The sequence below is a fragment of the Phenylobacterium sp. genome (assembly GCF_036821595.1).
Classification (GTDB): Bacteria; Pseudomonadota; Alphaproteobacteria; order Caulobacterales; family Caulobacteraceae; genus Phenylobacterium.
In genome coordinates, this window is the sequence record NZ_DAISJG010000026.1 from 1 (window position 1) to 16,876 (window position 16,876).

Annotated in this window: 15 protein-coding genes; 9 read left to right on the top strand and 6 right to left on the bottom strand. The window is 71.8% G+C overall.

Translation table 11 applies throughout. From position 1 onward, the window contains the following. A partial coding sequence (locus V7Z97_RS12575) for an alpha/beta hydrolase family protein (RefSeq protein WP_334163773.1) occupies positions 1–643 on the top strand: 643 nt, incomplete at its 5' end. Here V7Z97_RS12575 and V7Z97_RS12580 read toward each other — a convergent pair. Beyond that, entirely contained in the window at positions 640–1,746 is a 1,107-nt protein-coding gene (locus V7Z97_RS12580) for a 2OG-Fe(II) oxygenase (protein WP_334163774.1), read from the bottom strand. The two genes, V7Z97_RS12575 and V7Z97_RS12580, sit on opposite strands and share 4 nt — an antisense overlap. Positions 1,747–2,104: 358 nt before the next feature. Here V7Z97_RS12580 and V7Z97_RS12585 point away from each other — a divergent pair, with 358 nt between their 5' ends. The 5 genes from V7Z97_RS12585 (at position 2,105) to V7Z97_RS12605 (ending at position 7,835) form a co-directional block, all read left to right on the top strand. After that, on the top strand, positions 2,105–3,562 hold the full coding sequence (locus V7Z97_RS12585) for an ATP-binding protein (protein ID WP_334163775.1): 1,458 nt from the start codon (positions 2,105–2,107) through the stop codon (positions 3,560–3,562). Next, positions 3,559–4,257, top strand: coding sequence for a response regulator transcription factor (locus tag V7Z97_RS12590; RefSeq protein ID WP_334163776.1), 699 nt, complete (start codon positions 3,559–3,561; stop codon positions 4,255–4,257). The genes V7Z97_RS12585 and V7Z97_RS12590 overlap by 4 nt, the downstream gene beginning before the upstream one ends. A 63-nt stretch (positions 4,258–4,320) precedes the next feature. Further along, positions 4,321–5,913: an amidase gene (locus V7Z97_RS12595; protein ID WP_334163777.1), complete on the top strand. Its 1,593-nt coding sequence runs from the start codon at positions 4,321–4,323 to the stop codon at positions 5,911–5,913. A 187-nt stretch (positions 5,914–6,100) separates the two neighbouring features. Further along, positions 6,101–6,523, top strand: a complete 423-nt coding sequence (locus V7Z97_RS12600; RefSeq protein ID WP_334163778.1) for a CBS domain-containing protein — start codon at positions 6,101–6,103, stop codon at positions 6,521–6,523. Positions 6,524–6,617: 94 nt separating this feature from the next. Next, positions 6,618–7,835, top strand: coding sequence for a glycosyltransferase (locus tag V7Z97_RS12605; protein ID WP_334163779.1), 1,218 nt, complete (start codon positions 6,618–6,620; stop codon positions 7,833–7,835). 37 nt (positions 7,836–7,872) lie between these two features. Here V7Z97_RS12605 and V7Z97_RS12610 read toward each other — a convergent pair whose 3' ends face one another. The 3 genes from V7Z97_RS12610 to V7Z97_RS12620 all read right to left on the bottom strand — a co-directional run bounded on the left by V7Z97_RS12610 (position 7,873) and on the right by V7Z97_RS12620 (position 10,507). Beyond that, positions 7,873–9,096 (bottom strand): acyl-CoA dehydrogenase family protein, encoded by a 1,224-nt coding sequence (locus V7Z97_RS12610; RefSeq protein ID WP_334163780.1) that lies wholly within the window; start codon positions 9,094–9,096, stop codon positions 7,873–7,875. Positions 9,097–9,106: 10 nt separating this feature from the next. After that, the gene (locus tag V7Z97_RS12615) at positions 9,107–10,222 is read right to left on the bottom strand and encodes an acyl-CoA dehydrogenase family protein (RefSeq protein WP_334163781.1); all 1,116 of its coding nucleotides are present in this window, start codon (positions 10,220–10,222) and stop codon (positions 9,107–9,109) included. Positions 10,223–10,309: 87 nt separating this feature from the next. Continuing rightward, complete coding sequence (locus V7Z97_RS12620; protein WP_334163782.1) at positions 10,310–10,507, bottom strand: hypothetical protein; 198 nt, start codon at positions 10,505–10,507, stop codon at positions 10,310–10,312. 151 nt (positions 10,508–10,658) lie between these two features. Here V7Z97_RS12620 and V7Z97_RS12625 point away from each other — a divergent pair, with 151 nt between their 5' ends. Continuing rightward, positions 10,659–10,883: a hypothetical protein gene (locus V7Z97_RS12625; protein WP_334163783.1), complete on the top strand. Its 225-nt coding sequence runs from the start codon at positions 10,659–10,661 to the stop codon at positions 10,881–10,883. Between the two features lie 21 nt (positions 10,884–10,904). Here the strand turns inward: V7Z97_RS12625 and V7Z97_RS12630 are convergent, their stop codons facing one another. After that, positions 10,905–11,552, bottom strand: a complete 648-nt coding sequence (locus tag V7Z97_RS12630; protein WP_334163784.1) for an OmpW/AlkL family protein — start codon at positions 11,550–11,552, stop codon at positions 10,905–10,907. Positions 11,553–11,708: 156 nt separating this feature from the next. Between V7Z97_RS12630 and pepN the strand changes: the two genes are divergently transcribed. Together pepN and V7Z97_RS12640 are read left to right on the top strand one after the other, a co-directional pair. Next, positions 11,709–14,339 carry an aminopeptidase N gene (pepN, locus tag V7Z97_RS12635; protein ID WP_334163785.1) on the top strand — a complete coding sequence of 877 codons (2,631 nt, stop codon included), beginning with the start codon at positions 11,709–11,711 and terminating at the stop codon, positions 14,337–14,339. Between the two features lie 161 nt (positions 14,340–14,500). Then, a complete protein-coding gene (locus V7Z97_RS12640) occupies positions 14,501–16,303 on the top strand; it encodes a sensor histidine kinase (protein WP_334163786.1) in 1,803 nt (600 codons plus the stop codon). Between the two features lie 35 nt (positions 16,304–16,338). On the opposite strand, the gene V7Z97_RS12645 is transcribed toward V7Z97_RS12640, so the two are convergent. Further along, entirely contained in the window at positions 16,339–16,833 is a 495-nt protein-coding gene (locus V7Z97_RS12645; protein ID WP_334163787.1) for an EF-hand domain-containing protein, read from the bottom strand. Positions 16,834–16,876: the final 43 nt, after the last annotated feature.

Here is a 16,876-nt window from a genome sequence, read left to right on the forward strand (position 1 = left end):
CTTCAATCCCCGGCGGCAGTCCTGGGTCAACGAGCTCGGCGCGGCGGTGATCATCCCCAACGTCCGGGGCTCGTCCGGCTACGGCAAGAGCTACATCAACCTCGACAACGCCGAGAAGCGCGAGGACTCGGTGAAGGACATCGGCGCCCTGCTGGACTGGGTAGCCAAGCAGCCCGACCTGGACGCCAGCCGCGTCGCCGTCGTCGGACAGTCGTACGGGGGCTACATGGTCCTGGCGGTGGCCGGCCACTACAACGACCGGGTGGCCGGGATCATCGACCTCTACGGCATCTCCGACTTCGTGACCTTCCTCAACAACACCGAGGGCTACCGCCGCGACCTGCGCCGGGCGGAGTACGGCGACGAGCGGGATCCGAAGATGCGCGCGGTCTTCGACCGCATCGCCCCGATCCGGATGAGCGACCGGATGAAGAAGCCGATGATGGTCTTCCAGGGCGCCAACGACCCGCGCGTGCCGAAGAGCGAGTCCGACCAGATGGTGGCCCGCCTCAGGGCCCAGGGCACCGAGGTCTGGTACGTGGTCGCCAAGGACGAGGGCCATGGCATCCAGAAGAAGGCCAACCAGGAAGCCGTCCGCGCCACCGAGGTGGTGTTCCTGAAGAAGGTGCTGGGGGTTCCCTAGGCAGGCGCCTCCGCGGTCGCGGCCTCCTCGGTCGCGGCCGGCCCGCTCGCGGGAGGATCGGGCTGCAGGAACGGCAGGTTCTCCGCCCGGATGCGCGCGCCGGCCTCGTCGTAGAGGAACGGCAGGTAGGCGTAGCGGCGGCCCCGGGTCACCGGCGTCGCCTCGTGCAGCAGGGTGCAGGAGAACACCACCGCGCCGCCCGTGGGCGGCCGGTAGGTGCGCGGCCCGAACTCGGGGAAGCGCAGATCCCCGCCCTCGAACTCCTCCGCGTTCAGGTTGATGGAGACGGCGAACTTGCGGTGCGCCGTGCCCTTGGTGGTGTTGTCCCGGTGCGGCCGGAAGTAGCCGCCCTCCTCGGCGTCGTAGCTGGCGACGATGTAGCGCTCGATGCGCGTCGCCTCGAACTGGAAGGCCTTGGCGATCTCCGGCAGCAGCCGGCGGCCGAGCCGGGTCCGGAGCGCCGCCTGCAGGGCCGGGTCGCGGATGAACACGTCCCGCCGCTTCTTGAAATCGTCGAGGACGCCGACCGTGCGGCCATCCACCTCGCGCATGACGCCGGACGGCTGGCCGCCCTCGGCCTCGTAGAGGTCGATCAGCCGCCGGCAGAGGTCGGGCTCCAGCACCCGCGGGACGATGAGCACCGGCGCGTGCAGGGTGACACCGGCGTGATCCTCGACCTTGGGGAGCGTGGCCAGCCGCGCCAGCATGGCGTCCGCGGCGTCCAGAGGGGCGATGGACAGCACCCGCAGGGCGGGGTCGAGCAGCACCCACATGGGCTTCTCGCCGCCCGTCTCGTCGAGCGCGCCCCACAGGCGCGAGACCTCTCCGTCGGCGTCGAGGAACCAGCGAAGCCCGCGCCCGTCACGCGCCCGCTCGATGGCGTGGGCGTCCCGGAGCACCACGAAGGCCGACACGGTGTTGTCGTCCAGCAGCGCCCGGCGCGCCTGCAGCGCCGTCAGCGCCGCCGTCTGCGCCTCGCCGCCGGCCGGCATGAAGCCCAGCAGGACGTAGCGGCCGGCGATGCTGGAGAAATGGAAGCGCGGATTGGTCGGTGTCGGGGCGGTGAACCAGGGCGCCGGCTCCCCGAGCGCGAACCGGCTCACGGCCGCGGGCCCCGGCGCGGCGGGGCGGCGAGCGCGGCGAAGATGATCAGCGGGGCGGCGGCCATCGGCGTCTCCGTCGCCCCGGACGCGGTCCTCCGGCCTTCTGGCCGGATGTGCTCCGGCGCCGCGCCCGGGGTCGCCTGAGAGATGCGGCCGGACACCCCGGGAGCCAAGCATAAGAAACTTATAAGTCAGTGACTTAGACGCCCCATAAGGCGCCCATAATTGACCTCCCGGCCCAGCCGTCCACTGTGGGGTCGGCCCGCGCTCCCCCCGCGGTCCGCGCCGGCGATGCATATCGCCCCCGCATCCTCGGGCGCTATGCTCGCCGGCGCTCCTCTTCCCCCGACAAGGCGACATGCCGCTCACGCCCGCGACCTCTACCAGCCTCTGGAGATACCCCGCCGCCCTGGCCATCGTGGCGGCGTCCTCCGGCGCGGCCGAGATCCTGTACCGGGTGACCGAGAACACCCGCCTGTCGATGGTCTTCCTGGCGGGCGTGCTGGTGACCGCCTTCCTGTTCGGCTCGGGCCCGGCCTACTTCGCCGCCGCCGCCGCCTTCCTGGTCTACAACTTCTACCTGGTGGAGCCGCGCTTCACCTTCTCCTTCGAGGCGGAGGACGCCGCCACCCTGGCCGTCTTCCTCGCGGTGGCCATGCTCACCGGCCACCTGACCGGCCGCATCCGCGACGAGGCCAAGCGCACTGCGGCGCGTGCCCGCGCCACCCAGGTCCTGCTCGACGCCACGCGCGACTTCTCGGCCAGCGACGACGAGGCCGTGGTCCGCGAGCGGCTCGCCCGCCGGCTCGGCGAGGCGGCCAGGGGCAAGGCGATCGTCCGGGACGCCGAGGGGACGTCGCGCGACGGCGGCCCCGGCCGGGCGGCGGTCATGGAGGCTTTCGCCCTCGCCCGGGCCGGACGGCTCGCCACCACCCGCGCCGAGGGCTGGGCGCTGCGCCCGCTGTGGGCCGACGGGGACCCGCAAGGGGTCGCCGCCTGGCGCAGCGACGCCGACCAGGTGCTCGGCCCGGACGAGCACGCCCTGCTGGACATCCTGGTGGACACCGCCGCCGCGGCGATCGCCCGCGCGCGGCTGGCCGCCGCCAAGACCGACGCCGAGACGCGGGCCCGTACGGAGACGCTGCGCAACGCCCTGCTCTCGTCCGTGTCCCACGACCTGCGCACGCCGCTGGCGGCGATCATGGCCTCGGCCAGCAGCCTGCAGGAGTTCGGCGAGACCTTCACGCCGGAGGTGCGCAACGACCTCGCCGCCACCATCCAGGAGGAGGCCGTGCGGCTGGACGCCTTCGTCGCTAACCTGCTCAACATGACCCGCCTGGAGGCCGGCGCGCTCGCCGCCCAGCGGATCGCCTTCAGCGTGCCCGAGGTGGTGGAGCGCACGCTTTCACGCCATGGCGGCGGATCCGGCCGGCGGGTCTCGTTCGGCGCGCCCGGCGACCTGCCGGAGGCGGTGGGGGACCCGGTGCTGTTCGAGCAGGCCCTGGGCAATGTGGTGGAGAACGCCCTGCGCTACGCCGCGCCCGGACGCCCGGTGGAGGTTTCGGCCCGGGTGGCGGCCGACCGGCTGGAGGTTGAGGTCCGGGACGAGGGCGCGGGCGTCGCCGAGCCCGACCTCGAGCGGATCTTCGAGAAGTTCTTCCGCGCCGCCGACGCGGCCCGGCGTCCGGGCGCGGGCCTCGGCCTGTCGATCACCCGCGGCCTGATGGAGGGCATGGGCGGGCGCGTGTCCGCCCGCAACCGGGCCGACGGCGTGGCGGGCCTCGCGGTGACCATGACCCTGCCGGTGGCCGCATGACCGCCGCCGGACGCCTCCTCCTGGTCGACGACGAGCCGCAGATCGTCCGCGCGCTCACGCCCGCCCTCACCGCCGCCGGCTACGTGGTGGAGACGGCGGCGAACGGCGAGGCGGCGCTCACCTGCATGGCCGCGGAGCCTTGCGACGTGGTGATCCTGGACCTCGGCCTGCCCGACATGGACGGCAAGGCGGTGATCGAGCGGCTGCGGGAATGGACCGACGCGCCGATCATCGTGCTCTCCGCGCGCGACCTGGAGGCGGAGAAGATCGCCGCCCTCGACCTGGGCGCCGACGACTTCGTCAACAAGCCGGTGGGCGTGGGCGAGCTGCTGGCCCGGGTGCGGGCCTCGCTGCGCGGGCGCGAGCGCCGGTTCGCCTCCCAGGCCCGGTTCCGATCCGGCGACCTGCAGATCGACTTCGCCATGCGCCGGGTGTCGGTGCAGGACGAGGAGGTCAGGCTGACACCGCGGGAATACGACCTGCTCCGCATCCTCGCCCGGCACGCCGGCCGAGTGGTCACCCACCGGCAGGTGATCACCGCCGTCTGGGGCCCGAGCGCCCAGGTTGACGCCCAGTTCGTCCGGGTGCTGATCGGCCAGCTTCGGCAGAAGCTGGAGGCCGAGCCCTCCGCCCCCCGGCTGGTGCTCACCGAGCCCGGCGTCGGCTACCGGCTGCGGGCCGAAGAGGGCTCCTGAGGGCGCTGGCGCCGGGCGGCCCGCTGCCGCTAGGCTGCCCCTACAGTCAGGGGGCTTCGCCGTATGTTCAGGACCTTCACCCTCGCCGCGGCCGCGGCGGCGCTCGCCGGCGGTGCGGCGGCCCAGCCGGTCACGCCCTATTCGTCGGCCGCGGCGCAGCAGCAGGCGATGCGCGCCGGAGCGGTCACCTCCGAGCAGCTGGTGCGGCTGTCGCTCGACCGGATCGCCCAGATCGACAAGGCCGGGCCGAAGCTGAACAGCGTCCTGGCGATCAACCCGCATGTCATGGCCGACGCGCGCAAGGTCGACGCCGAGCGGAGGGCCGGTCGGGTGCGTGGGCCGCTGCACGGCGTGCCGGTGCTTCTCAAGGACAACATCGAGAGCTGGGACGGCACGGCGACCACCGCCGGCTCCCTCGCCCTCCTCGACAACGTGCCGCAGCGCGACGCGCCGGTCGTGCGGCGGCTGACCGACGCCGGGGCGGTGATCCTGGGCAAGACCAACCTGTCGGAATGGGCGAACTTCCGCTCCACCCGCTCGATCAGCGGCTGGAGCGCGGTGGGCGGGCTGGTGCGCAACCCCTACTCGCTCGACCGCACCGCCTGCGGCTCCTCCTCCGGCTCCGGCGTCGCGGTGGCGGCAGGCCTCGCGGCCATCGCCATCGGCACCGAGACCGACGGCTCTGTGACCTGTCCGGCGGCGATGAACGGCGTGGTCGGGCTGAAGCCCACGGTCGGCCTGGTCTCGCGCACCTTCATCGTGCCGATCTCTCCGGAGCAGGACACCGCGGGGCCGATGACCCGCACCGTCGCCGACGCCGCCGCCGTTCTCACGGTCATCGCCGGGACCGACCCGGCCGATCCGGCCACCGCCGAGGCCGACAAACGACGCACGGACTATGTGGCCGCCCTGGACGCCAATTCGCTGAAGGGCGCGCGCATCGGGGTGCTGCGCAACCTGGCCGGCCGGCACCCGGACACCGACGCGGTCTACGAGAAGGCGCTGGCGGCGATGCGCGAGGCCGGCGCCGTGCTGGTGGACGTGAAAGGGCCGGAGGACTCCGTCCTGGCCCAGGTCGGGGCGGCCGAGGGCGACACCCTGCGGGCCGAGTTCAAGGCGGCGCTCGACGCCTATCTCGCCAGCACGCCCGAGGCGGTGAAGACCCGCAGCCTGGAGGCGCTGATCGCCTTCAATTCCGCCGAGCCGCGCGAGACCCCGCTGTTCGGCCAGGAGATCTTCGAGCAGTCGGCCAAGGCGCCGGCGCTCACCGACCCGGCCTACCGGAAGCAGCGGGCCGACGCGAAGACGCTCGCCGCCCAGACCCTGGACAGGCTGATGCGCGAGGCCGGCGTCGAGGTCCTGGTCTCGCCGAGCGGCGGGCCGGCCTCCATCGTCGACCCGGTGAACGGCAGCCGCTTCTTCGGCTCCCCCTCCAGCCTGCCGGCGGTCTCCGGCTATCCGCACCTGACCGTGCCCATGGGCTATGTCCGCGGGCTGCCGGTGGGGATCTCCTTCATCGGCCCGGCCTGGTCGGAGGCGCGCCTGCTGTCGCTGGGCCATGCCTTCGAGCTCGCCACCGAGGCACGGCGGCCCCCGGAATTCTTGCCTTCCGTCAATGCGCGACCCGAGGTGGCGCGCGCATACGATCCACGCTGAGGCCCTTGCCGGGCCCGGCTTCCGCCCCAATCTGGGAGCGAAGCTTGGGCGTGGCGCGAAGGCGCGTCGCGGAACGTGAGGACAGGGAGGCCGCGCCGACCGTGGGAGATCGTGCAACCTCGTTCGCCCGCGGGGGGTTCATGGGACGCCGGGGCCGCCGGCCCTTCCCCAATGAACGGAGTTTCCCATGAGGATCAGCGAGATCATGTCGCGTGACGTGAAGGTCGCGCGACCGCAGGACACCATCCAGGACGTCGCCCGCCGCATGGTCGAGATCGACGCCGGGGCCATCCCGGTGTGCGACGGCGACCGCCTGCAGGGCATGGTCACCGACCGGGACATCGTGGTGCGCGCGGTAAGCGAGGGCCGCAGCTTCCAGTCACCGGTTTCCGAGGTGATGACGCCCGACGTGGAGTGCTGCTACGAAGACGACGACATCGGCGAGGCCGCCGACCGGATGGCCGAGCTCCAGGTCCGCAGGCTCGCGGTGGTCGACCGCGACAAGCGCCTGGTCGGGATCGTCGCGCTGGGCGACATCGCAAGGCAGGCGAAGGACAAGACCACTGGCCAGACTCTGGAAGAGATCAGCGAGCCGAACCGCTCCGTCTAAGGTGCGGGCGATGAAGCAGCGCGGCCGGGATCGTTCGGCCGCGCTGTTCGTTGCCGCTTCAACGAGCATCATCGAGAGACCGAGGGCACGCCGAATGTTCGACGTCGTCGCGCCGGAGCACGAGAACCTCATCCGGCTTGACCCCGCCGAGGCGCCCGCCTTCCCCGGTGACGCGGAGGGCTTCCACCTCATCGACACGACCATGATGTACGCGCCGAAGTCCGGCGGCGTGAAACGCTATCTGATGGCCAAGCGGGCCTGGCTGGCGAAGCGGCGGCCGGACGTGCGCCACACCCTGGTGGTGCCGGGCGCCCGCACCCAGGCCGACGGCGACGGCCTGGTGACCATCTCCGCGGCCCGCCTGCCCTTCGGCGACGGCTACCGCATGCCCGCCAGCCTGACCAAGTGGGAGACGGTGATCCGGATGCTGGAGCCGGACATCGTGGAAGCCGGCGACGTCTTCGTGCCCGGCCACGCGGCGCTGGAGGCCGGTGAGGCTCTGGGCGTGCCGGTGGTGGGCTTCTGCCACACCGACGCCGCGACGCTGGCGGCCCTGCACTTCGGCGAGTGGGCCGAGGCGCCGACCTTCAACTTCTGGGCCCAGGCCTACCAGCGCTTCGACCATGTGGTGGCGCCCAGCCAGCATATGGCCAACCGCCTGCGCGAGGCGGGCGTCGAGCGGCTGACCGTCCAGCAGCTCGGCGTCGACACCGACCTGTTCCACCCGGCCCGCGGCGACCGCGCCCGGCTGCTGAAGCGCCTGGGCCTCGCCGCCGACACCCGCCTGCTGGTCTTCGCCGGCCGCCCGGCCCGGGAGAAGAACATCGATTCCATGGTGGCCGCCGTGGAGCGGCTGGGCGCCCCCTACAAGCTGCTGCTGATCGGGGCCGGCAAGGACGTGGGCTATTCGCCGAACGTCATCTGCCTGGACTACGAGCGCGACCCGGTGAAGCTCGCCGGCATGATCGCCTCCTGCGACGCCTGCCTGCACGCCAACGAGAACGAGATCTTCGGCCTCGTGGTGCTGGAGGCCATGGCCGCGGGCCTTCCGGTGGTCGGCGCGGGCAAGGGCGGCGTGGCCGAGCTGATCGACGAGACCGTGGGCCAGCGCGCCCGCAACGTGGAGCCCGCGGGCCTGGCCGAGGCCATCGAGGCCCTGTTCGCCCGCGACCTCGACGCCCTGAAGGCCGCCGCCCGCCGGCGCGCAGAGACCCGGCACGGCTGGGACACCACCTTCGAGGGCCTGACCCGCCTCTACGCCCAGCTGCTCGGGACGAACACCCGCCGGAGCCCGCTCGCGCTCAGCGCCTGAGCGACAGCTCCTCCCCACGTGCGGGGGATGCGCGGGCTCACCGCCCCGTCGGCATGTCCTTGAAGGGCACGTCCTTGTCGACGCGGATATCGCCGGGCAGGCCCAGCACGCGCTCGGCGATGATGTTCTTCAGGATCTCGTCGGTGCCGCCGGCGATGCGCAGGCCGGCCGCGCCCATCAGCGAGCCGTGGAAGCCGCCGCGCAGGGGCGCCAGGGCCGGGTCGTTGATGATCCCGTACTGGTCCAGCATCTCCACCGCGGTGTTGGCCAGGTCCTGCATCTGCAGCGCCGAGACCACCTTGCCGATCGAGCTCTCCGGGCCCGGAGTCTGGCCGCGCGACAGCGCCGTCAGGGTCCGGTTGCGGGTGTGCTTCAGGCCCTCGGTGGCCACGTACCAGTCGGCGATCTTCTCGCGCAGCGCCTGGTCCTTGAGCGCCGGGCCGCCATCGAGCCCCGGGATGTGGCGCGCCGCCTCCATGAACTCGGAAGGCCCGGCGCCCGAAGGCCCGCCCACCGCCAGCCGTTCGTTCATCAGGGTGACCAGGCTGACCCGCCAGCCGTCGTCCACCGCCCCCAGCCGCTGGCTGTCCTTGACGCGGACGTTGGTGAAGAACACCTCGTTGAAGCCGGAGCCGCCGGACATCTGGTGGATCGGCCGCACCTCGATCCCCGGGTCCTTCATGTCGACCCAGAACATGGTAAGGCCCTTGTGCTTGGGCGCGTCGGGGTTGGTCCGCGTGACGACGATCCCGAAGTCGGAGAACTGGGCCCCGGTGGTCCACACCTTCTGCCCGTTGATCACCCACTCGTCGCCGTCGCGCACCGCCCGCGTCCGGGCCGCCGCCACGTCGGAGCCGCCGGAGGGTTCGGAGAACAGCTGGCACCAGATCTCCTCCCCGCGCAGGGCGGGCCCGACGAACCGCTTCTTGGTCTCCTCGTCGGCGAAGGTCATCACCGTGGGCACGCACATGCCCAGGCCGATCTGGAACGGGTTCGGCGGGATCGGGTGCTTCGCCTCCTCCTGGTTGAAGATCACCTGCTGGATCGGCGTGCCGCCGGGGCCGCCCCATTCCTTCGGCCAAGTGATCTGGGCGTAGCCGGCGGCGGCCTTCTTAGCCTGCCAGGCCTTCGACGCCGGCATGGTGTCGCCGCCGCCCTCCAGGTCGTTGCCGGAGACCGGCTTCTTCGGCGCGTTGGCCTCCAGCCAGGCGCGGACCTGGGCGCGGTAGGCGGCTTCTTCGGGGGAGTCGTTGAAGTCCATGATCTGATCCTCAGGCCGCGTTGCGACGCTCGAGCTGGCTCACCAGCCGCTCCTTCCAGACGCGCGGGGCGCCGGCGACCAGGGCCAGTTGGCGCGAGCGGCGGTAGAACAGGTGGCAGTCCATCTCCCAGGTGAAGCCGATGCCGCCGTGGGTCTGGATGTTCTCCTTGGCGGCGAACCAGTAGGCCTCCGACCCCGAGATCCGTGCGGCGCTCGCCGCCACCGGCAGCTCGGCGGCGCCCGTGTTGAGCGCCCAGGCGCCGTAGTAGGCGTTGGACCGGGCGAGCTCGTTCTTCACGTACATGTCGGCCAGCTTGTGCTTGATCGCCTGGTAGGAGGCGATCACCCGGCCGAAGGCGTAGCGCTCCAGCGCATAGGCCTTGGCCATCTCCAGGCAGCGGTCGGCGCCGCCCACCTGCTCGAAGGCCAGCAGCACCGCGGCGCGGTCGAGCACCTGCTCCAGCAGGCTGAAACCCTCCCCCGCCCCGCCGAGCCGCCTGGCCGGCGCCCCGTTGAAGGAGAGCTTGGCCGCGTCGCGGGTCGGGTCGAGGGTCTGCAGCGCCTCGCGACCGACGCCTTCGCCGGTAAGGTCGACGACATAGAGCCCAGCCTGACCGTTCTCCTTGGCGAGCACCAGGGCCAGGGTGGCGACGTCGCCGTCGGTCACGGGCAGCTTGGTCCCGGTCAGCCTGCCGCCCGAGACGCTGGCCTGGATCGAGCCGGGCGTCACCGGGCCCGGGCCCTCGGAGGTGGCCAGCGCGCCGATCACCTCGCCCGCGGCGATCTTCGGCAGCAGCTCGGCCTTCTGCCCCTCGTCGCCGGCCAGCATCACCGCCTCGGCCAGCATGTAGACGGTGGAGGCGAACGGAATCGGGGCGGCCGCGCGGCCCAGTTCCTCGGCGATCACGCAGAGCTCGAGGTGGCCCAGGCCGAGGCCGCCGTATTCCTCGGGGATCGCCGCGCCCAGCCAGCCCTGGGCGGCCACGGCCTTCCAGAGCGCCTCGTCATGGGTCCTGGCGTCCTCGTCCAGCACCTTGCGCACCTGGGCCGTGGAGCTGTTGGCCTCCAGGAACTTGCGCGCCTCGGATTTCAGGAACTTCTGGTCGTCTGAGAAGTCGAAATTCATGCCCTGCTTCCCGCCGTTGGCCGGCTCGGAGTGTTTCCTCCCCGGCACCATACGCCGGGGCGGCGGGCTGAAAAGCGTGACCTCGCGTCAGGCTTCCGCAGGGGTGAAGACGCCGAGCTTGGAGACGCGGCCGATCAGCCGGCCGCCCTCCCAGAGCTCCATGGCGGCGGGGCGGCCGAGCGCCTGCACGTGAGTGACGGCGCCCTCGTCGTCCGGGGCCTCGAAGGTCTCGCCAAGCTGCAGGCGGCCGCCGGCGGCGACGACATATGCTCGATAGGTGGCCACTGATCCGGCTCCGACGCCCCCGCCGCCCCCCTTCTACGGGCGTGGCGCGGGCCGTCTGTCGGGCGCCCGACGCCCGGAGCAGATTTGCACGCAGGAACTCCTCCGCCGCCTCGGCGGTTGGCGGCCGATGTCTGTCGAGAAGTCGACCCCCATGCAGATCCTGGTGGCATGGCGGGTCAACAAGTGGGTGGTGTCGCGCGACACGGTCGAGGTGGGCGCCTACGCCTACCGGACACACGCCATGGATATGGCCAAGCGCCTGCATGCCGAGGCGATCGCGCTCGGGATCGAGTGCTACATGCTCCTCAGGGAGAAGGACGGCGGCTGGGAGGAACGCCGCTGCCCTTCCCCTCCGAGGGCGGAGAGCCGGGGCTGAGGGAGGGCCCGGGCGCCGGCGCTAGAACTTGTAGCCCACGCCCGCGGAGACGACCCACGGGTCGAGGTTCACCTTGGACTTCACCCCGTTGTAGGGGTCCTTCGCGTCGGTCTCGAAGAAGATCTTCTTCACGTCGACATTGGCGCTCCAGGGACCCTGGATGGCCACGTCCGCGCCGGCCTGCAGGGCCAGGCCGAAGCCGTTGTCGATGTCGAGGCCGAAGCCGTTGTGGTCCTTGTCCGCGTAGAACAGCATGTAGTTCACGCCCGCGCCCACGTAGGGGCTGACCTTGGCGGACGGGGCGAAGTGGTACTGGACGCTGAGGGTCGGCGGCAGGACCCAGGTCTCCTTCACCTTCACGTCGACGCCCGCGCCCTGGGCGCGCACGGTGTGCTTGGTGGTCCCGGCGATGATCTCGACGGCCACGTTGTCGGTGACGAAGTAGCTGAGGCCGATGGTCGGCATGATGCTGTCGCCGACGTCGGCCTTGAGGCCCGTGGGCGCGCCGGCGAGCGTGGTGATCGGGTCGCCGGCGTCAGGCGCGACGTCGGTCACGCGGACGTTCAGCATGATCGTGCCGGCCTGCTTCGGCTGGAAGTCCTGCGCCTGGGCGGCGCCCGCGACGGCGAGCGCCGCGCCAGCGGCGAGCGCGAGACGGATCGAGTTCATGGTCTATCCCCTTGATTGGCGGCAGAGCCGCGGGGCGTAGGTGCGCGCGCCCGGCAAGCGCCGCCTTGATCCGTCTCAATCCTTAGTTTGCTTCAGGACGCCCGGAACCGGCGGTGGCGGGTGGCGAGGCGCGTCGAGCGGGTCTAAATCCCTGGGATGCGCACAGAGACCCCCCAGCCCATCCGGCTCTCCGACTACCGTCCGCCTGCGTACCTCGTGGACGAGGTCCATCTGTCCTTCGATCTGCAGCCCAACGCCACGCGGGTGAAAGCCCGCCTGCAGGTCCGCCGCAACGGCGACCACGCCGAGCCGCTGAGGTTCAACGGCGAGCGGCTGAAGCCCGTCTCGGTGGCGGTCGACGGCCGCGTGCTGGCCGAGACCGAGCGGACCATCGACGGCGAGTTCCTGACCATCCCGGACGTTCCAGGCCGGTTCGTGCTGGAGACCGAGGTCGAGATCGATCCGGAGAACAACAAGGCGCTGGAGGGCCTCTACATGTCCGGCGGCCGCTTCTGCACCCAGTGCGAGGCGGAGGGCTTCCGAAAGATCACCTTCTGGCCCGACCGGCCGGACGTGCTGTCCCGCTTCACGGTGCGGATAGAGGCGGACAGGAGGTTCCAGCACCTGCTGTCCAACGGCAATCTGATGGAGGCGGGCGACCTGCCGGGCGGGCGCCACTACGCCGTCTGGAACGACCCCTTCCCGAAGCCCTGCTACCTGTTCGCCCTGGTGGCCGGCGAGCTGGACGTGCTGGAGGACCGGCTCGTCACCATGAGCGGGCGGACGGTGGAGCTGAAGATCTTCGTCGATCCCGGCATGGCGCCGCGCGCCGCCTACGCCATGGACGCCCTGAAGCGGTCGATGAAGTGGGACGAGGAGGCCTTCGGCCGGGAGTACGACCTCGACCTGTTCATGATCGTCGCCGTGCGCGACTTCAACTTCGGGGCCATGGAGAACAAGGGGCTGAACATCTTCAACTCCTCGCTCCTGCTGGCCGACCCGGCGACGGCGACGGACATGGACTACGAGCGCATCGAGAGCGTCGTGGCCCACGAGTACTTCCACAACTGGACCGGCGACCGGATCACCTGCCGCGACTGGTTCCAGCTCTGCCTCAAGGAGGGGTTGACCGTCTTCCGCGACCAGAGCTTCTCCGGCGACATGCGCGGCCACGCCGTGCAGCGCATCAAGGACGTGAAGGCGCTGCGGGCCCGGCAGTTCGCCGAGGACCAGGGGCCGCTGGCCCACCCGGTGCGGCCGTCCAGCTACCTGAAGATCGACAACTTCTACACCGCGACCATCTACGAGAAGGGCTCCGAGGTCATCCGGATGCTGAAGACCCTGATCGGGCCGGAGGCGTTCCGGCAGGGCATGGACGCCTACTTCGAGCGCTGGGACGGCCAGGCCACGACGGTCGAGGCCTTCATCGCCTGCTTCGAGGAGGCCTCCGGCCGCGACCTCGCCGACTTCTTCGCCTGGTACGAGCAGGCCGGCACGCCGAAGGTGACGCTGAAGAGCCGCTACGACGAGGCTGCCCGGACGCTCGAGCTGGAGCTTGCCCAGGAGACGCCGCCCACGCCGGGGCAGCCGACCAAGCGGCCGCTGCCGATCCCGGTCACCGTGGGCCTGCTGGACCAGGAGGGCCGCACCCTGGCCTTCGAGCGCGACGGCCAGGCGGTGGACGAGACGGTGGTGGTGCTGGACGCGGCCCGGGCCAAGGTGACGCTGAGCGGCGTGGACTCCCGCCCGGTCGTGTCAGCGCTGCGCGGCTTCTCGGCGCCGGTGCTGCTGGAGACCGACGCCCCCGCCAAGGACCGCTACGTCCAGCTGGCCGGCGACCCGGACCTGTTCAACCGCTGGGAGGCCGGCCAGGACCTGGCCCGGGCGCTGATCCTGGCCCGCGCCGGCGGCAAGCCGGACGAGGTGAACGAGGAGCGCTACGCCGAGGCTGTTGGCCGGGCGCTGGCCGACCAGGCCGCCGATCCGGCGTTCAAGGCCCTGCTGCTGACCCTGCCTTCTGAGTCCGACCTGGCGCTGGCCATGAAGCCCGCCGACCCCGCCGCCCTGCACGAGGCGCGCGAGGCCCTGCGGGTGCGGCTCGCCCTGCACCTGAACGGCGAGCTGCGCCACCTGCACACCGGCCTTCAGGACCTCGGCGAGTTCTCGCCCGACGCCGCGGGCGCGGGCCGCCGGGCGCTGCGCAACGCCGCGCTGGAGCTGATGGCCGCCAATCCGCGCAGCGACATCGCCGACATCGCCGAGGGCCACTACCGCGCCGCCGCCAACATGACCGACGCCATGGGCGGGCTCTCCGCCCTGATGCAGATCGGCGGCCAGGCCTACGAGGCGGCGCTCGAGGACTTCTACACGCGGTGGAAGAGCGAACCCCTGGTGATCGACAAGTGGTTCGCCGTGCAGGCGCGCGACCCGTCGGAGACGGCGCTCGGCCGGGTCATGGGCCTGACCGCGCACCCGGCCTTCGACGCCAAGAACCCCAACCGGCTTCGGGCGCTGGTCTCCAGCTTCGCCAACTTCAATCCTGCGCGATTCCACGACCCCAGCGGCGCGGGCTACCGCTTCCTCGCCGACCAGATCCTGGCGGTCGACGGCTTCAACCCGATGATCGCGGCCAGGCTCGTCGACCCGCTCGGCGGCTGGCGGCGCTACACGCCGGAACTGGGCGCCCTGATGAAGGCCGAGCTGCAGCGGATCCTTGCGACCAAGGGCCTGTCGAAGAACGTCTACGAGCTGACCAGCCGGGCGCTGGGCGAGGACGGCGGCGGCTGAAACGCCGCGCCGCGGACCGGTGACGGATTCCGCGACGCACCTTAGACTCAGCCTCCGAGTGGGTGACTCGGCTCGGAGGGGGGCGGCAGGCGTTGGCCAGGCGCGGTGGCGAGGACGCGGCTGACGCGGCGCGGCAGGATCGGCCGTCCGATCGCGGGGCCGTGCCCGGCCCGCCGTCCTACCGCTTCGGCCGCATCGCCATCCTCGCCGCCCTGCTGCTCATGGCGATCTACGCCGCCGTGGCGGTGGCCCGCCTGCAGGCCGGCTCGCCCGGGCCGCGGGAGCAGATCGTCTGGCTGACCGCGCCCCTGGCGGCGGCCTTCGGGCTGGGGCTGATCCTCCTGCTGGAATGGCGGCGGGTGGAGCGGGCGCACGCCGCCTATTCGGATTCCGAGCACCGCTTCCGACTGGCCGTGGAGGCCGCGCGCTGCGGCATCTGGGAGTGGGACCTCACCGCCGACCGGATCTTCATGTCGGACGTGACCGGCGCCCTGTTCGGCTGGCGCGGCGGGGTGGTGGACGGCCAGCAGGTGCTGGACCGCGTCTCGCCCGGCCATCGTGACGGCCTGCGCGATGCGCTCGCCAACGCCGCCATCTACGGCGGCTTCGACGTCTCCTTCCAGGTGCCCTCCCCGATCGGCGGCCGGCCGGTATGGATCGACGCCCGCGGCCAGGGTTTCGGCCATGCGGCGGAGGGCGGCTACGCGCGGATCATCGGCGTTGCCCTGGACGTCACCGAGGAGCGGCTGGCCCAGGCCCGCGCCCAGACCGCCGAGACCCGGCTGCGCGACGCCATCGAGAGCGTCTCGGAGGCCTTCGTGCTCTGGGACCGGCACGGCCGGCTGCTGATGTGCAACAAGAACTACCGCAGCTTCTTCCGGCTCGATCCCCAGCTCCTGAAGCCCGGCGTGCAGCGCGAGCAGGTGGACCGCTTCGCCCAGCTGGCGGTCCGCCAGGAGCTGCCGACCCAGGGCGGTGCGCGCGGCGTGCGCGAGGCCGAGCTGGTGGACGGCCGCTGGGTGCAGATCTCCGAGCGTGGGACGGCCGAGGGCGGCCTGGTGGTGACCGCCGCCGACATCACCGCGCTCAAGACCCAGGAGGAGGCGCGCCGGCGCAACGAGGAGGCCCTGCGCAAGGCGGTGGCCAACCTGGAATCCAGCCAGACCGAGCTGTCCGACCTCGCCCGCAAGTACGAGGCCGAGAAGGTCCGCGCCGAGAGCGCCAACCAGGCCAAGAGCGAGTTCCTGGCCAACATGTCCCACGAGCTTCGGACCCCGCTGAACGCCATCAACGGCTTCTCGGAGATCATGCTGGGCGAGATGTACGGGCCGCTGGGCGACAAGCGCTACAAGGACTACGCCCGCGACATCCTGCATTCCGGTCAGCACCTGCTGGCGCTGATCAACGACATCCTCGACATGTCGAAGATCGAGGCCGGCAAGATGAGCCTGCGCTTCGAGCCGGTGTCGCTGGAGGAGGTGGCCGAGGACGCCGCCCGGCTGGTGCGCAACCGGGCTGAGAGCGCGGGCCTGTCGCTGGCGGTGGACTTCCCGAACCTGCCGGAGGTGGAGGCCGACTACCGGGCGGTGAAGCAGGTGCTGCTGAACCTGCTCTCCAACGCCATCAAGTTCACGCCGCGGGGCGGGCGGATCACCATCCGCGCCGAGCTGCGCGCCGAGCACCTCGGCGAGCGGGTGCGGGTGAGCGTGCACGACACCGGCATCGGCATCGCCCGCGAGGACCTAACCCGGCTCGCCCGCCCCTTCGAGCAGATCGAGAGCCAGCACGCCAAGACCCAGCAGGGCACGGGCCTGGGGCTGGCGCTGACCAAGGCGCTGGTGGAGATGCACGGCGGTCTGCTCGACCTGCAGAGCGCGCCGGGCCAGGGCACGGAGGCGAGCTTCCTGCTGCCGGTGCGCCAGACCCAGCCGGAACCGATCCGCGGCGAGCCGGCGCTGGTGTGAGAGGAAGCCCTCCCCCGCGGGGGAGGGCGTCCGCCTTAGCCGGGCTTGCGCTCCCCGTGGCCGCCGTGGTGGCCGGGACCGTGGCCGCCGCGGCCGCGCTTCATCTTCTGCAGCTCGTCGCCGGACAGCGCGCCGTCCTTGTTGGCGTCGGCGGCCTCGAAGCGGCTGCGCGCGGCGGCGTCCATCTCGGCGCGGGTGACGGCGCCGTCCTTGTTGGCGTCCATCATGGCCACCATGCGTCCGCCGCCGCCCTGGCCGGCCCCGCGGCGATGACCGCGCTCGCCGTCCGGCTTCTGCGGCCGGGCGGCCTGCATCTCGGCGGTGGTGATCCGGCCGTCCTTGTCGGCGTCCATGCGCTCGAACATCCGGGCGCTGCGCTGGGCGTGCATGGCCTGGAACTCGGAGAGGGTGACGCGGCCGTCGGCGTTGGCGTCGGGGTTCGGGCGCTGCGGGGCCTGGCCCTGCGGCTGGGCGATGGCCGCGCCGGCAAGCGCGGCGAGCGCCGCGGCGGAGAGGAGAAGACGTTTCATCGGGTTTTCCTTCGGGATGCACAGATCTGGCAGGCGCTCCCGT

Coding starts and splice junctions, on each gene's coding strand:
- V7Z97_RS12625 (WP_334163783.1), top strand. CDS start 10,659: ATGCAGATCCTGGTGGCATGGCGGGTCAACAAGTGGGTGGTGTCGCGC.
- pepN (WP_334163785.1), top strand. CDS start 11,709: ATGCGCACAGAGACCCCCCAGCCCATCCGGCTCTCCGACTACCGTCCG.
- V7Z97_RS12610 (WP_334163780.1), bottom strand. CDS start 9,096: ATGGACTTCAACGACTCCCCCGAAGAAGCCGCCTACCGCGCCCAGGTC.
- V7Z97_RS12605 (WP_334163779.1), top strand. CDS start 6,618: ATGTTCGACGTCGTCGCGCCGGAGCACGAGAACCTCATCCGGCTTGAC.
- V7Z97_RS12595 (WP_334163777.1), top strand. CDS start 4,321: ATGTTCAGGACCTTCACCCTCGCCGCGGCCGCGGCGGCGCTCGCCGGC.
- V7Z97_RS12590 (WP_334163776.1), top strand. CDS start 3,559: ATGACCGCCGCCGGACGCCTCCTCCTGGTCGACGACGAGCCGCAGATC.
- V7Z97_RS12615 (WP_334163781.1), bottom strand. CDS start 10,222: ATGAATTTCGACTTCTCAGACGACCAGAAGTTCCTGAAATCCGAGGCG.
- V7Z97_RS12600 (WP_334163778.1), top strand. CDS start 6,101: ATGAGGATCAGCGAGATCATGTCGCGTGACGTGAAGGTCGCGCGACCG.
- V7Z97_RS12585 (WP_334163775.1), top strand. CDS start 2,105: ATGCCGCTCACGCCCGCGACCTCTACCAGCCTCTGGAGATACCCCGCC.
- V7Z97_RS12630 (WP_334163784.1), bottom strand. CDS start 11,552: ATGAACTCGATCCGTCTCGCGCTCGCCGCTGGCGCGGCGCTCGCCGTC.
- V7Z97_RS12645 (WP_334163787.1), bottom strand. CDS start 16,833: ATGAAACGTCTTCTCCTCTCCGCCGCGGCGCTCGCCGCGCTTGCCGGC.